We start from the raw sequence: 15,183 nt of genomic DNA on the forward strand, positions 1-15,183 counted from the left end.
CTTTAAACAGGTTAATTTCTGCAAATTTTTCATCATGAGAAGAGAATTTTGGAAATTCTGACTGGATAACACTTTCAAAATCTGAAGGGTCTCCATTTTCACCTAATAATTTAGGAACGCTACGAAATTCAACTTTAAGCAATACCTCATTTAAAAATTTTTCAGAAATGTCCAAAGTCATTGAAAACACCAAATAATCAAAATAATTATCTTTAAAATTTATATTCCTAATTATGATTTACAATACATATAAATTTTCCTAAATCATTTTATCCTCTACAGAATTTACATTTAATCATTCAATAAATCTTTTTCTCTGGTCTTTCTTCCAACTTATTTAATCTTTCAATGATTATATCTATTTTTTTATTCAATCCTGGTATAATATTTGCATTTTCAAGTAATTAAGAATTTTATATTGTTAATATCAAATAGATTAACATTTATATTGTTAGTCAAACAATCCAGATAATTGTTCTATTTTTCTTTTAACTTAATTTCTAATTTATTTTGTATTTTAAATTTTTAATTGTCAGTGCGAATACTCACTAAATTTTTAAAAAAGTAGCCATAATATATAAATATTTATATATTATAAATAATAAATTATATAATAAATTAAGTGGAGGAAAAATTTAATGGCAGATTCTATAATATTGCTTGAAGAAAGAAAAGAAGTCACAACTTTCCTTCTGGATGAGGGTACAATCACTGCAACCACTGTTACAACCCCTACCGGTGAGACTCCGGGTTATGAATACGCAGGAGATAAAATCAAGGTCGATGATGCAGTGACTTTATCTGATGCCTCAGACATTGGAAAGCCAACAGTCAAAAAATACACTGCAGCTGATGATGAAATAATTTTAGGAATTGCAGTAAACGATCCCGTCACTATGACCGGCGGCAGAAGAAAAACCTCAATATTGGTATTGGGACATTTATTCAGATTAAAATTAGCTAGTGGATTATCAAACATTAAAGTCAATGACAGAATTGCCCTAACCAGTACCGGAGCAATCAAATCAGATGACGGAGAATACATTGCGATGCATCCGGTTGAAAGCTCAGACGATTACAACTACATTGAAGTATTCAGACCATATGATATGGGTGATAGTTAATGATAACCAAAGGAAACGACACCAAAGTGCAAAATGAGGTAATTGCTCAAATAATTACTGATGAGTCAGCTAAAAGGTTGAGGCTGGCAAGACTATTTCCAAAGCAGGAAATAAAGGAAAATTCCGACTACTATACCTACTTCAGACAGAACATCAATCTTGATGATGCAATTAAACGTGGACTTTTGGGTGAGGCAAAAGATCTTGCACCGGGTGCCTCTTTACAAGAGTTAAACATAAGAAAACCTGTAACAGACACTATTTCAATTGACACAGTTGGAGGTGTTTTAAACGTCAACAAGGATGTCTTTGACAGTGATAGAATCTCCTTTGAGGATTTGTTGGCCGATGTGGCAACACTCATTGCCAATAAAATCGAAACCAACATTTACAATACTCTTGTAAGCTCACATAAGGTTCCAACATACAATACCACACAAACCGAGGATACCATGGAAGCCTTCGGTCAGTTCGTCATCAAGGCACAGGAAGCCTTCAAGGGAAGCTCCGGTGCAGGTGCTGATTTGACAATAATGGTCGAGTCATACAGGACATTAAGCTATATCAAGCAGTTGGCATATATGAGCAACAAGCTCGTTCAGCCGATAGAGGAAATACAGGCTTATTACGGTGTCGACAATATTGACTTTCTTGGAACAACCCATGCAGACGGCGGAGCAATGCTTGGAGAAAAGGACTACATCGCATTTGATTTAAGGAATGCGCCGTTGACCGTGTTGTATTCCAAGTCTTCAGGAACAACTGTTGCACCGATTACATCAGATCCGGATATTGCTGATTTTTATCCTATAATTGAAATCATGCGCAAGGACATTTATGATGAGCTTCCTCAGTATACTAAACTGTTCATCCAGTCCAAGGTTGGAATATTGTTGAACAAACCGCATCTTGCCATGACAGGCACATGCAGACCATAGGTGATATTAATGTTGACTAAAGGAAACAATGCTAAAGTTCAAGATGAAGTGATGGCGCAGATTGTGGCAGACACTTCAGCCAAATGGATGAGATTCACAAGACTGATTCCAAAACAGGAAATTGAAGAGAATTCCCAATATTACACTTACATGTCACAGCGTGTCAATATCGATGAAATAATAGCAAAAGGTCAATTAGGTGAAGCAAAAGATGTTGCACCCGGTGCTACTTTACAGGAATTGAATGTAAGAAAACCTGTAAGCGATACCGTGTCAATTGATACAATAGGTGGTGTTTTGAATGTCTCAGCACAGATGCTTGACTCTAACTTGATAAGTGTCCATGATATGCTTCAGGATGTTGGGATTCTTATAGGAAGAAGCATTGAGCAGGCTGCTATCAACATGATTTTAAACAACGATAAGGTGGCAACCTATAATCACACTTCCGGTGATGACAGCGGAGTTACCATTTTAAAAGCTCAGGAAAAGTTCAAGGAATCTGCCGGAAGTTTCTGTAACCTGAACAGTATGGCAGTCAATTATAAGTCATTGACCACATTAAAGTCTGATATGTTTGCAGCGAACAGACAGGTTGAACCGGTAGAGGCAATAAAATCATATTATGGTATTGACAATATTGATTTACTCGGAACTGCTGTTTGTGATGGTGGATCTGAAATTGCCGAGAAAACCTACATCGGTATGGACTATCAAAATCCAGGAATGAAACTACTGTACTCAAAGATAACAGGGACAACCGTTGCACCACTCGGACCTGACGGGGATGTGTATGATTTCTATCCGTTGATTGAATTCATGCGCAAGGACATCAGGGATGAACTGCCGATGTATACAAAGCTATTCATACTTACTTCAGTGGGTGTTTTGATGAATGCACCTAATAGGATTATTAAAGGTAAGTTCAGGGCATAAATAGTTGGGAGTTAATTCTCCTAGCTAAACATATTTTAGATAGAGATTGTAATATATAACTGAGGCAATAAAATGAAATTAATACTAGATAGTGAAAATTCAAATCCAACAACAATAACAGTTAAAGGAAAAGAGATAACATTGCTTTTAATTGAATCTAGTATTTTAATCGATTCATCTCAAATTGCTAAGATTTTCGATAAAAAAGAAAAGACAGTTGCCACAAAGGTGCAGAAATCCGGACTGGAGAAATACGAAACAGAAAATGTGAAGCTATTGAAAAAATATGGATTGATGCATCCGGATGCTGTTAAGCCAAGGCCTTTTTATGATTTAAGGCAGATGCTTGAAGGACCTGCGGAATATTATTTCAAACAGATTGATGAATTTGATTTGATTGAGGTTATTGTACGTGTAGCTATTGGAAAGCACCGTGAGTGGATTCATAATAAGAGGATTGATAAATTTTAATCTATTTGATTAGTCGGTGTGATTATGTTGAATGAAATAATATGGGAAATTAAATTACCGTCATTTTCAAATAGTTCATCTCAAGAAATCGTAGAAACAATTAATTCTATTTTAAGTTCAGATTTTAAAGAATTGGATGTTTGGTTAGATGAACAAATTGAAAACAAGACTCTAAAAGGATTTAAAAAAGAAAAAGTACCTAATGTTAATTTCAATGAAAGAAATGTCATTTCAATACTAGATTTGAAATTTAATGAAAGGTATTTTAAGACTCTTAATCTTATGAAATATAACGAAAAAACATTCTGGTGGGATGAAGTAGAATTTAATAATCAAATTTTTATAAGGGAGTTCAGATACACATTAAAAATTCCATTGGATAGTACTATCATTAGGTTAAATAAAAAAAATTTTCAAATACATGTTCCAGAACCTTGGTTTGTAGATATTAACAAATTTGATGTAAAACAATTGAAAACCCAAAAAAATGTAACTATATCATTCATTATTGGTTTTAAATTTGATAAAGAAATAACAAATGAGGAATTATATCCGAATGTCAATTGTGATCATGAATTTAGATTATTTTATAATGGAAATTGGAATTGGCATTTAATATGGGAATGTAAAAAATGTGGATTCATTTGTTTTTGTTCTTGTTTTAAAGAAGCTATTGAAGGTTGTAAGCAAGGAAAGATTATTACAGAAAATAAATTTAAAAATTTGGCAGGTAAAGAAGTTATATCAAAAACAACTCAAAGACTTTTCATAATTGATAAAATGTTATTAAAAGAAAGGGGATTTACTTTAGATGATTTAAATCTAAATTTATATAATCTTCCTTATTATGAGAATGCTTGTGAGGTTTGTCGTGGAAAAACTTCTTCCCATAGGTTTTGTCATAAGATGTATTCTCGCAGTGAATTTGAAAGAAAATATGGGGCTTATGCCAAAAAGAAATTTTTTGAATATAAACTTTTAAATGAAGATGTCAATGATGAAGATTTGGAAAGAAGAACAAATAATATAACCCGTGAAGAGTTAGGATTCAGAAAGATAGGTGAAAGATTTGTTACAGAAACTGAGTTATATAGGATAATCAAGTCTATTTTCCCAGATAATAAAGTTATTCATCATTATAAGACAAAATGGCTTGAAAGACAAGAAATAGATATTTTTGTACCTCATTTAAATTTAGCAATTGAATATGATGGCATCCAACATTTTAAGCCAATAAAAGCATGGGGTGGAGAAGAAGGTCTTAAAAAGAATATTGAAAGAGATAAAATTAAAGAAGAAAAATGTAAAGAAAATAATGTGACTTTAATTAGATTCACCTACAAAGAAAATGATTTATTATCTGAAAATTATGTTAAATTCAAATTAAAAGAAAAGGGGATTCATGTTTAATATTAATTAACGGTATTCCAGTAAAAAAATTAAATTTATAACTAATCCGATTTCAACATATGTCTATTGCAGTTTATTTATTTTGTTACAACTTATTTAAAGAATCTAAATAACTTATTTTGATGATATCCTAATGTTTATGTAATAGGAAATCTAATTATTAACTAATATAACAAACAAAGAGGATAAGTATGGATATTGAATATATTAAAGAGAATTATATTTTTGAAAAATTAAATGAAAACCATAACTTAGATGATTTTGAGTGTGAATCCGAGGATTTAACAAAATTTTTAAAAGAGGATGCATTGAATCAGCAAAACATGAATTTAAGCTTAACACATGTAGTTATTTGTGATGAAACTGTTGTTGGATATGTATCAATTCTAACAGATGCAATGAAATTAAAAATCCTTGAGGATAAAGAAACTAAAGATAAAATACGCAGCAAGCTAAACATTAGTGAAAACAATGTGATACCTGCAATCAAAATAGGAAGGTTTGCAATAGATAAAAAATATGCTCATAACGGATTGGGTAAACATGTTTTTAGAAATGTCCTGTTAAGCATTTTGGATATATCTGAAAATATTGTTGGGTTAAGGTTTATAACTGTAGATGCATATGCAAATGCATTCGGGTTCTATGTTGAAAAACACAAATTCAAATATCTGAAAAAAGATCAGAAAGAAGTTGACGACCTAGATAGGATTATAAAAATAGATCCTGAAAGAAGTTTCAGTCTTTACAAAGATATAAAAAGTATATAAAAATAAAGTTTGCAAAAAAATATTATTTTGAAAATAAAACAATTCTCTGATTTCTGATTTCTTTTGCAAACTCTTTATCTTCCTGTGTAGGTGCTTCCTGCATTTCATTTAAAACAGCGATTGCATCTTCACCTTCAAAAACAGGAGTTTTTGCGATAGGTTTTGCCATATGAAATCACCTCTTAAAAATATTTAATTTGTATTTTTATTTATATTTTTAATCCTTTAAATAGATTATGCATGTTAATATATATGTTTTAGAATATAGTGATTCTATATATTTGCTCTTATATTTCAATCTTTTTCTAGTTTTTATATGTTCTTATAGTATCAACATGTTCATGTTACTACTTAAACATCTTAAATCAAATAATTTGAAACATAAAATATTAAAGTTCTGATTCTAAAGTATTAAAGAATTTTTTAAGTAACTTTATAACTTCTTCATAACGATTAAAAACTTCTTTTTGAATTTCATCATCAGTAATTGCGTCAATGAGTTTTTTAATATTGTCATTTGTAATCTTTAAATTTAAATCTTCATCAAATTTAGATGAATCCCAATATTCATCAAACATTTCAATATTTTTCACTAAAAATGAGTCCCCATCATTCATTAAAGTTAGTTTACCTAAACTTCTCATAATTTTAACAGAAATTTCTTCATTTGGAGGTAATCCTTCATCTAATTCTTTTGCTTTATAGATTAACAATTTAAAAATAATATAATTATAAGACTCTGGTGCAATTAACTTAAAATTGGATTTATCATCTATAAATAAACTAAATATTTTATTAAATGCTGATAATTCGTCCCCTATACCCATTTTATCAAAACGCCGATACCATGATAATTCAAGTTCTAAATCAGATTTTAATCTAAATGAGTTGGGTATTACTGAGAATTTTACAAACTCTAGATTTTTATTATTTGTATAAATAGTAACAATTGAAGTAAATAATCCCACCATCAATGCAGAAAACACAGTAAAATTATGAATTCCTAAGTTTAAAAATGCATGATACACAATTTGATTATTATTTACAAATTTTATAGGGCAAAATACGACTAAATCGAGTATCATAACTGAAAAGATAAACAGATATGCATAATTCTTTTTAATCAAAATACAAAGTTTAGAACAAATCATTAAAACACCTTTTAGTTATATAATTAGTAATATCTTATAATGTTATACAAATAGTAATCTTTCTTAATTAATATGTTATTTAAGATATGGTTAACAAATATATATTTCATGAAAAAAGAAGAGTTTCCATCTTATCTTGAATTAGATTTAAGTAGTGCTAAAAATTTTGCTATTAAAAATAGCATTATTCCGTCTGAGTTATTCAAGTATACAAAAGTTAGAAATGCCAAAGAGTTACTCTATGATAACATAATGTATCTTCCTCAGCTTTCTGAATTAAATGATCCTTTTGAAGGGTCTTTGTTGTGTGATGAGGGTAAAGTTGAAGATTTTTATGTGAATAGTAAGCTTGATGAGTTTATGAGGTATATAGAAGAGGAACTTGATGGCGAAGATTATGATGAAGATTATTTTAAGAAGTTAGGAAAGTTATTTTTAAGATTTCAAAGCCAGGATAAACTATCGGAAATTAGGAATGTATTAACCGATGAATTTTATGTTATTTGTTTAAGTGGGCGTAAGGATATTGCCTCCTTGTGGGCACATTATGCAGATAATCATAGGGGAATCTGCATTGAGTATGATTTAGTAAATACTAAAAATGAAATTTTTAAAAATTTGTGTTTTCCAATAGAGTATTTGGAGGATTATGATCTCACTAAAGATGTTAATTATAGTTTTAATAAGAAGTCCTTTAATTTAAATTTAAAAATTAAGCCGTTATTATTAAAAGCTAAAGATTGGAGTTATGAGGAGGAATGGAGAATAATATTTGATGACTCCATTTTTTCCGATTTTTGTCCATATGAACCCTATATAAATTTTTTAAAACCTCAAAAAGTTTATATGGGCATAGACATATCTGAAAAAGATGAAAAACTAATTAAAAACATTTGTAAAATTAAAGAAATACCTTTGTTTAAAGCAATAAAAGATAAAGATAAGTATAAATTTGATTTTGATGAAGTAGATATTTAATTTAACTATAATTGTAGTTACAAATTTTTGGGGAAGTAATATAGTAAATAATTTGAAATTAAAAGCACTTGAAATTAGTAATTTAATTTTAGAAAAAGAAACTCATTTGATTGGGATGATATATTAGAAGCATCTGGCTATTGATAGATTACATACATTAATGACTAATTAGGTAAAGGAATTATGTGTAAATCATTCTATTCCATTTAATGAAAATGATAGGCTGGATGTTATTTTTAAAAATATGTTAATTAGATTAAAGAGTATTGACTCAGATATGTATTTAACAATTCTAAAATCAAATATTTCTTTATTTTCGCAATTTAACAATATAAGAAATAATTATATGAACATGATAATGATGTTTTAAGTGATGCTGAAAGTAAATTAATTTTTAAAAATATTATTAACGTTAAAGAGTTTATTGATGATTTAGAAAATAGGATTTTTTAGTTGTTTTAAAAATCAATTGTAGATCTTTATTATATTTTTTTTGTTTTCAGATAATCCTTTTCGTATTAAATATAATTTTTAATATAATTATATAAATCTTTATATTGTCTGATAATATAATATATTAATATTTGTAAATATGTAAAAATATTGATATCTATACATGGTGATTAGTGTTGATTGAGACAGCAATAGGTATCCCAGAATTTGAAGATAATGGGTATTTGCCTCATAAATGTTATGAAGTAACTTTAAATGAAATAAAAGAAAAATTAGTTGATAATTTTCCTGATTCAAAAACTAGACAATCTAGATTTGAATGTTTTATGAGATTTTACAAAGAATTATTAGATAATGTTAAGTCTTGTATAAGATTACTTATTGATGGAAGCTTCGTAACTAATAAAGAGAATCCGCGGGATGTTGACTTTATCATTATTGTTGATTCATTGAAATTAACTAAATCTGAAAAAAAGTATTTGGAAAATATTTTATTTAAAAAAGATGAATTAAAAAAAGAGTTTGTTCGCTATGAAAAATTTGTTGAGTTAGGGATGTTACATGAAGATTCATTATATAACTTGAGATTTTATAGAATGGGTTGTGATTTCTTTCAAGTTATTAAATATGATTCATCACACTTGTTATATGAAGAGTATGTTGAAGAAAGAGATGGTTGGATTTCATTTTGGGGTCATCAAAGAGATGATTCTGAAAAAGGTTTTTTGAATTTACCTGTGGATTATGGTGGAGATTTAAATGGACTCTATTGAAATTCGTTATTTGGAAAATGAAATAGAAAAAATAGAACGGAGAATTAGTGTTATAAATGATTATTTAGAATCTCATCCTGATGATTTTGCAGTTCAATTAAGTTTATCTAATTTAGAATCTAGAGTATCTGAATTAAAATTAGAGTTGTATTTGAATCAAAATAATTTTAGTGAAATGTTTGTTAATGAAGAGGTTAATCTACATTTCTCAGGCAAATTTGTTAAAAATAATTCTATTTTTGCTCCAATATTGGTTAAGATTATTGAAACATATGAAGAAGTGATTATGTACATTTCTGCAGCATTAAGATATGGTGTAGAAAATATGGAAAAACATATGGATGGAGATTTTAAAAAGGAAAGTGGTCATTTTGTTAAGGCTTCACCAGGTTCATTTATGATTACATTTTTTCCAGTAATTCATGAAGATAGTCAATCTACTTTTATACCATCTTTAAATAAATTGTCTTTTGAAAAATTTTGTGAACTTATAAATTATGATGATGATATTGATGAAATTATTAAACAAATTGATATAATTGGATCTACAACTATTTTAAAATATAAAAAGTTCATTGAAATTTTAGACAAAAATGAATTAGATATGGATATAAATGATGGGAATGATGAATCAATAATCAGTATAAATCATGAAAAAGCACATGATATTTATCATAGTCTTAAATCTTTCGAAGAAGAAACAGTTAAAACTGAAAAAATAGAAAAAGAAGGAATTTTATATTATATTAACACTGATAATAAAAAATGTGGTATAAAATTTTTTGATGAAGAATTGGGTAAATCAAGAAAAATTTCTTCTATTAAATTTAGGGATGGTTTAAAATTAAAGGTTAAAGATTTGGTTGATTCTGAAGTGAAAGTAGTTTTGGAAAAAACTACTAAAATTAATATTGGTGATGAAGATACCAAACCACTTTATGATTTAATTAATATTGAGTAGACTATTCAGTTTATTTGGGGTTTTTTATTTTAAAGTTGTATTTATTTTCATAATCATAAATAAATCGTTCACAATATTTTTTATTTTCGTCATTAAGAGTTGTTTTATTAAGTATTTCGTGAATTTTTGGTATCACATTTTTTATTTCAAATAATTCTTCCATATCATTGAAATTTAAAGATGTTTTTAAAATTGTTGAATTATCATTTAAGCATAGATTATATTCAAATGATTTTAAAAAATTTAAATATTCTTCATCTGTTTTAATAAGGGGCATATATTTTTCAAAATTGGTTTCTTGTGATAAATATTTTAATCTAGCTAGAATTATTCCTAAATTTGGATGATTATATAATTTTTTTTCTTTAAGTTGAGTTTTAATTTTTTGAATGAGAAGTGGTTCTAATTCATCATATTGCTTTTCAGAAATTAACATTTTATTTTCTGGAATAACATAATCGCCTAATTCATCTTTTCCATAATCAAAAGATAGTGTGTATAAAAATTCTAAAATCACTAATGTGTTGTTTTCATAATCAATTGATTCCTTTAACAAGTTATATCTCATGTTTCCAGATTGTAATCTTTCAAATAATTGTTTAAATAAATTATATATGCCGATTCCAGTTGTATTTTGATAAATTTGATCTCCATTTTTCATTAAAGCTCTGATAAAGTATTCAATGTTATTAGATTCAATGTCTTCAATGAAAAATTTGAATTGAAATAATAATGAGGATAATCTATTGTTTTTAGTTTCAGAATTTAATATGTCAAAAATTTCATTTTCAGTATCCAATTGGATAAATTTTGATATAACAACTGGACTTATTTCTCCATCTTCAAGATTTAATGTAAAGTATTTATCAAAATGATTTTTGCTGGAAATATTATGGAATTTATCCAATTTCTCATTATTTTCTTGATTATAATTTTTAAAACCATTTTTTCCATTTAAAATTGGGAATAAATATTGTATTATCATATATAAATTGTCAAAAGAAGAAATTTTTGCTTCATTTTTAATATTTTCCCAAAATTTCTTAACTGCATTTTTTATTTCATCATCATTTACAAAATTATTTTTATTTCCCAAAAGAATTTCTTTATTATCTTTTAAGATTAAATAAACAGAATATTCAAATGTTTGAATTAAAATTAGAATAATGTAATCGTTGATATTTAAATCATCAATAAATTTTAAATAAAAATTTAAAGTATTATGATACTTTTTTAATGAACGAATGTTTTTAATGAATGGTTTTATAAAAATTAGAAGGTTATAGAATTCATAAGATATTGATATGTTTCTCTCAAAGTATTCATTATATAAAGGTTTAATTTCCTCTGTGATATTTTTATCCAAGTCAGATTCTTTTATATCAGGCACGATTACTGGAATCTGAATGATTTTATCAATGAAATTGGTTGAAGAATCGCTATGGATTTTTTTTAATGAGTTAGTTACAACTTCTTTATCAAAAGGAATAATATAAACAAAATTGTCAAAATCTGCTAGAGACTTAACTAAAATAAAAATTTGATGAATTTCAAAATCAGTCATTCTATCAATATCATCTATTACAATAATAAATTGGTACGATAAATCGTTAATATAATCATTGCATCGTTTCTTGAGAAATGAAACGGCATGATACTCTCTATTTAAACTGGAATTGTTGTAAGTATAACTTAATCCTCGAAAACCAAAGTTTATTGAAGAATTTGATTTGATTTCCTTATAATAATGCTCTAAATAATTATATTTGAATAATTCCCTTAATGCATAATATGCATAACGCGGATAATAAAAATAAAATTTTTTAAATTCTGGAATGTCTGACTTTTTCCATTGTTTTTTTAATTGAATATATTTCTTCTCAAACCAAAATTTATCAGGATATTCTCTTTTTTCAATTTCAGATATTAACAATTTAAAAAATTGTTCATAAAGATTATTTTGTGTTGAAAAATTCCATGAATCAAATTTAATTTTAATAATGTTTTCATCCTCAATTTGATTAAGTGCCAAATTGATGATGGATGTTTTTCCTGACCCCCATGTCCCAATTAAACCAATAGTTAAGCTTTTTTTATAGTCATGATTTAAAAGAATATCTGCTAAATTTTCAGCAAAATCATATCTATTTAATTTATCATCATTTTTATTATCAAGGGGTTCATCAGGAATAAATCTCTTTGCCATGATTATAATTTAATTTTAATTTTAAAATAATTTGTTATTAGTTTGTTTGTGAATTTTTATTAAATATTTGTTCCCGGGTTATGGCGGTGTTAAACAATTTGTTGAAAATAGGATTAAATTAGATAAATTGCTTAATAATATCTAATGCATGTTTATATATCTAAAAGGATATGTTTTTCCAACTAAAACCTGAAATCCTTAAAGAATTTCAGAAGTGTCACTGGACTGGTATTCTCTAGATTATAAAACGCATGATACTTCTTATGACACCACTTACAAAGGGGAATTCCATTATCCTGGTCAAGACGAAGGGAAACGCAATTCTTAAACGAAAAGACATGATGAGCCTCCAGGTGCTGGCCGGCTCCGTAGAGAACACATCTTTCACCGTCCCTTTCTTTTACCCCGCCTTTTACTCTTTGGTGTTTCTCACTTCATCTATATTTTTGCTTTTGGAGATGTCTATCCATTCATTTTCATTTACCATAAGGTTGTTCCTCCATTATGGGTAGCTATTTATACTAAAAGGTTGAAAAGTAAAATTGTAAAATATAATATATTTTACGAACTATTTGATAAAAAGAAGATTTGGCTGTGATAAGTATTTTAGACCTCAACAAATAAATGAATACTTTTTACTTTCCAGATTTTTTAAGCTGCATTTCAATCACTCGATAAATGTATGCTGAAACTTCAAGAAAATCATGCCTGATTTTTGAGTTGAAGTTGGTGGTGTGGAAGTGAGATTATATTCATCTCACAGATTTTCAAGTTTAATTTGAACTCCTTTTATAATTATTAAAATCAGCCCTTAATCCGTGTTATTTTCTTAAATTGTATTTTATTTAATTTAAAGACCAATTTAGTATAAACAAGTTGATTGTTTATACCTGTTATATGATTTATCCATTTACTAATATAAACCTTTCTAAAATTCAATTACACTTGAACCACTAAAAACTTGCAAAAACGTTATTTTCATATAAATTTTTTGTAAAAAGCGGAAATGGAAATTATAAAGCATATCAGCCAACCGATTAAGATTAATCAACTGTCATTTTAAATTTAAACAATACAGAATAATTACACGTCGATTCAAATGCTAATCTCAAAAAACTGATGGCACGGTTAACCTGAAAATTATTTCGCCTGCACACTAATTTAACACAAATCCAAGAGATCTATAGCATTTAACTAATCCAAAATCCGTTAAAAACCTCAAATAAAAAATTTTAAAAAGCAAATCAAGTAAAAATTAATCCAAAAATAATAAAAATGCTAGTTTTAAAGATGAATTTTAAGATTTAAACTGATTTAATAAAATTAGATGAATGTGGTAAAAGCAGTGAGATGAATATATTTTTACTGATTTTACGGAGAAATTGGAACTCTATTTTTGGAAAAAACGGTGTTTTTTTCGAATCTCGAAAAAAAGTTTGTCATTAATAATGGCAAAAATATGGTGATTAAATATGAAGTTAAACTATAAATTTATAGGTTTAGTAATGTTTGTCCTGTTAGTATGTTGCATTAGTGCAGCTAGTGCAACAGACGTAGACAACATTACGGTCACTGAAGATACAGACATCATCGAACTTGATGATACTGTAGATTCAGTTGAAGAAGTAGAACAAGATCGAGGCACTGGCAGTTGCGATTGTGATTGCTGTGATTGTGAAATTGTTGAACCGACTATACCAACTGGATCAAATCCAATTACTTTAGGTCCAAATAATTATACAGATAAATTTACAGATGATGGCGTATTTAATGTTTCAAATGTGGATGAAGTAATATTTACTGGAAATTTTGTTTCAAATAGTAGTACTTATACTCCTCTTAAATTTAATCGAACAATAACTATTACAGCAACAGGAGCCACATTTAACAATTTTGGATTTGAATTGTTACATGAAGGAATAGTCTTAAATGGAGCAACTATAATTATGGATGCACCTGAATATACAAACTGTTATGCAGTCACTGTTGAACATGCAAAAGATGTCATTGTGGCAAATAATAAAATAAATTATACATGTAATTATGATAATGATGGAAATTATAATTATGCAATAAAAGCAGAATATAGTAATAATTTAACAATGTATGGAAATGAAATAGATGCAACTGTACCACTTAAACAACCAAATTGGGATATATATGGTACTATATATTCTGATTATGTTGCAGGAGTAGCAATTGAATCATGTGATTATTTAAAATTTGCAAAAAATAATTTAACTGTAATTGGTAATTGGCGTGTTGGAGGTTTTCCAACATTAGATGCATTTATCATTGCAAACTCTGCAAATGCAAAAATTTGTGGAAATAATATTCGTGAATCTGATATAATAACAAATACTGATGAATACAGTTATATTTATGGTATTGATGTTTATAAATGTGTTAATTTAACAATTTGTAGCAATAATGTAATTATGAATGGAAATGAATCTAATACTGATTATGAAGGTAATGGAACTGGTGCAGCATACTGTATACAACTCACTGGACCACATACTGGTATAAAAATATGTAATAATAATTTAACTACAAGAAATCAAGGCCCTAATTTAGGAATTTATTCCCAAAATTATGATGGGGGTACTGAATTAACAATTTGCGGTAATCATATTAATGTTACTGGAAAAGCAGGTAGTGATCCATGGTCATTAGTTTCTGGAATGGAACTTCAAGATACTTATGCGACTGTATATGGTAATGATATTGTTGTAAATAATACTAATCCTTATACTCCTGGAGACTATGCATTTGGTATAAGTTATTGTCAATCTACTAGTAGTCAACATCATTATAATATAACTTACAATAATGTAACTGTGTATAATGCAGATTATACTATTTATCTTATGAGTGCTGATCCAGTAACAGTAATTGAACATAATAATTTAACTGCAGTTGGTGTTACTACAAAGACTGGAAATGCAACTGTATCTTCACCTACTGGTGTAGGTCCAAATCCTTAGTTTATCGAATAATTAACTGAGAATA

At 27.7% G+C, this 15,183-nt stretch carries 14 protein-coding genes and 1 pseudogene; 10 read left to right on the forward strand and 5 right to left on the reverse strand.

What is annotated here, in order from left to right:
- Window positions 1-181: hypothetical protein (locus tag QZV68_RS04645; protein WP_296879043.1), on the reverse strand; the 181-nt coding region annotated here is incomplete at its 3' end.
- A 457-nt stretch (window positions 182-638) separates the two neighbouring features.
- On the opposite strand from QZV68_RS04645, the gene QZV68_RS04650 reads away from it, so the two are divergent.
- From QZV68_RS04650 to QZV68_RS04675, 6 genes are all read left to right on the forward strand, one after another.
- Entirely contained in the window at window positions 639-1,124 is a 486-nt protein-coding gene (locus QZV68_RS04650; protein ID WP_296879045.1) for a hypothetical protein, read from the forward strand.
- The gene (locus QZV68_RS04655; RefSeq protein WP_296879047.1) at window positions 1,124-2,062 is read left to right on the forward strand and encodes a hypothetical protein; all 939 of its coding nucleotides are present in this window, start codon (window positions 1,124-1,126) and stop codon (window positions 2,060-2,062) included. Before QZV68_RS04650 ends, QZV68_RS04655 begins: the two co-directional genes overlap by 1 nt.
- Window positions 2,063-2,071: 9 nt before the next feature.
- Window positions 2,072-2,998, forward strand: a complete 927-nt coding sequence (locus QZV68_RS04660) for a hypothetical protein (protein WP_296874452.1) — start codon at window positions 2,072-2,074, stop codon at window positions 2,996-2,998.
- Between the two features lie 72 nt (window positions 2,999-3,070).
- The gene (locus QZV68_RS04665) at window positions 3,071-3,469 is read left to right on the forward strand and encodes a hypothetical protein (RefSeq protein WP_296879048.1); all 399 of its coding nucleotides are present in this window, start codon (window positions 3,071-3,073) and stop codon (window positions 3,467-3,469) included.
- 24 nt (window positions 3,470-3,493) lie between these two features.
- Window positions 3,494-4,879 carry a hypothetical protein gene (locus tag QZV68_RS04670; RefSeq protein WP_296879050.1) on the forward strand — a complete coding sequence of 462 codons (1,386 nt, stop codon included), beginning with the start codon at window positions 3,494-3,496 and terminating at the stop codon, window positions 4,877-4,879.
- Between the two features lie 191 nt (window positions 4,880-5,070).
- Complete coding sequence (locus QZV68_RS04675; RefSeq protein ID WP_296879052.1) at window positions 5,071-5,649, forward strand: N-acetyltransferase; 579 nt, start codon at window positions 5,071-5,073, stop codon at window positions 5,647-5,649.
- Between the two features lie 22 nt (window positions 5,650-5,671).
- On the opposite strand, the gene QZV68_RS04680 is transcribed toward QZV68_RS04675, so the two are convergent.
- Both QZV68_RS04680 and QZV68_RS04685 read right to left on the reverse strand, forming a co-directional pair.
- On the reverse strand, window positions 5,672-5,818 hold the full coding sequence (locus QZV68_RS04680) for a hypothetical protein (protein WP_296879054.1): 147 nt from the start codon (window positions 5,816-5,818) through the stop codon (window positions 5,672-5,674).
- 220 nt (window positions 5,819-6,038) lie between these two features.
- Window positions 6,039-6,800: a hypothetical protein gene (locus tag QZV68_RS04685; protein WP_296879055.1), complete on the reverse strand. Its 762-nt coding sequence runs from the start codon at window positions 6,798-6,800 to the stop codon at window positions 6,039-6,041.
- 108 nt (window positions 6,801-6,908) lie between these two features.
- Between QZV68_RS04685 and QZV68_RS04690 the strand changes: the two genes are divergently transcribed.
- The 3 genes from QZV68_RS04690 to QZV68_RS04700 all read left to right on the forward strand — a co-directional run bounded on the left by QZV68_RS04690 (window position 6,909) and on the right by QZV68_RS04700 (window position 9,965).
- Window positions 6,909-7,778, forward strand: a complete 870-nt coding sequence (locus QZV68_RS04690; RefSeq protein WP_296879057.1) for a DUF2971 domain-containing protein — start codon at window positions 6,909-6,911, stop codon at window positions 7,776-7,778.
- A gap of 629 nt (window positions 7,779-8,407) precedes the next feature.
- A complete protein-coding gene (locus QZV68_RS04695) occupies window positions 8,408-9,004 on the forward strand; it encodes a DUF6932 family protein (RefSeq protein WP_296879059.1) in 597 nt (198 codons plus the stop codon).
- Window positions 8,991-9,965 (forward strand): hypothetical protein, encoded by a 975-nt coding sequence (locus QZV68_RS04700; RefSeq protein WP_296879061.1) that lies wholly within the window; start codon window positions 8,991-8,993, stop codon window positions 9,963-9,965. Before QZV68_RS04695 ends, QZV68_RS04700 begins: the two co-directional genes overlap by 14 nt.
- A gap of 10 nt (window positions 9,966-9,975) precedes the next feature.
- Here QZV68_RS04700 and QZV68_RS04705 read toward each other — a convergent pair whose 3' ends face one another.
- The gene (locus QZV68_RS04705) at window positions 9,976-12,171 is read right to left on the reverse strand and encodes a P-loop NTPase fold protein (protein ID WP_296879063.1); all 2,196 of its coding nucleotides are present in this window, start codon (window positions 12,169-12,171) and stop codon (window positions 9,976-9,978) included.
- Between the two features lie 182 nt (window positions 12,172-12,353).
- Window positions 12,354-12,539 (reverse strand): annotated as a pseudogene (locus QZV68_RS10240) (HNH endonuclease); the annotation flags it as partial.
- A gap of 1,104 nt (window positions 12,540-13,643) precedes the next feature.
- Here QZV68_RS10240 and QZV68_RS04710 point away from each other — a divergent pair.
- On the forward strand, window positions 13,644-15,158 hold the full coding sequence (locus QZV68_RS04710) for a hypothetical protein (RefSeq protein WP_296879065.1): 1,515 nt from the start codon (window positions 13,644-13,646) through the stop codon (window positions 15,156-15,158).
- Window positions 15,159-15,183: the final 25 nt, after the last annotated feature.

It is taken from the genome of uncultured Methanobrevibacter sp., assembly GCF_902801725.1.
GTDB lineage: Archaea > Methanobacteriota > Methanobacteria > Methanobacteriales > Methanobacteriaceae > Methanocatella.

Bases quoted from the DNA above. Each gene is read 5' to 3' on its own strand.
- QZV68_RS04655 (WP_296879047.1), top strand. From the start codon at position 1,124: ATGATAACCAAAGGAAACGACACCAAAGTGCAAAATGAGGTAATTGCT.
- QZV68_RS04690 (WP_296879057.1), top strand. From the start codon at position 6,909: ATGAAAAAAGAAGAGTTTCCATCTTATCTTGAATTAGATTTAAGTAGT.
- QZV68_RS04700 (WP_296879061.1), top strand. From the start codon at position 8,991: ATGGACTCTATTGAAATTCGTTATTTGGAAAATGAAATAGAAAAAATA.
- QZV68_RS04685 (WP_296879055.1), bottom strand. From the start codon at position 6,800: ATGATTTGTTCTAAACTTTGTATTTTGATTAAAAAGAATTATGCATAT.
- QZV68_RS04665 (WP_296879048.1), top strand. From the start codon at position 3,071: ATGAAATTAATACTAGATAGTGAAAATTCAAATCCAACAACAATAACA.
- QZV68_RS04650 (WP_296879045.1), top strand. From the start codon at position 639: ATGGCAGATTCTATAATATTGCTTGAAGAAAGAAAAGAAGTCACAACT.
- QZV68_RS04680 (WP_296879054.1), bottom strand. From the start codon at position 5,818: ATGGCAAAACCTATCGCAAAAACTCCTGTTTTTGAAGGTGAAGATGCA.
- QZV68_RS04705 (WP_296879063.1), bottom strand. From the start codon at position 12,171: ATGGCAAAGAGATTTATTCCTGATGAACCCCTTGATAATAAAAATGAT.
- QZV68_RS04710 (WP_296879065.1), top strand. From the start codon at position 13,644: ATGAAGTTAAACTATAAATTTATAGGTTTAGTAATGTTTGTCCTGTTA.
- QZV68_RS04670 (WP_296879050.1), top strand. From the start codon at position 3,494: ATGTTGAATGAAATAATATGGGAAATTAAATTACCGTCATTTTCAAAT.
- QZV68_RS04660 (WP_296874452.1), top strand. From the start codon at position 2,072: ATGTTGACTAAAGGAAACAATGCTAAAGTTCAAGATGAAGTGATGGCG.
- QZV68_RS04675 (WP_296879052.1), top strand. From the start codon at position 5,071: ATGGATATTGAATATATTAAAGAGAATTATATTTTTGAAAAATTAAAT.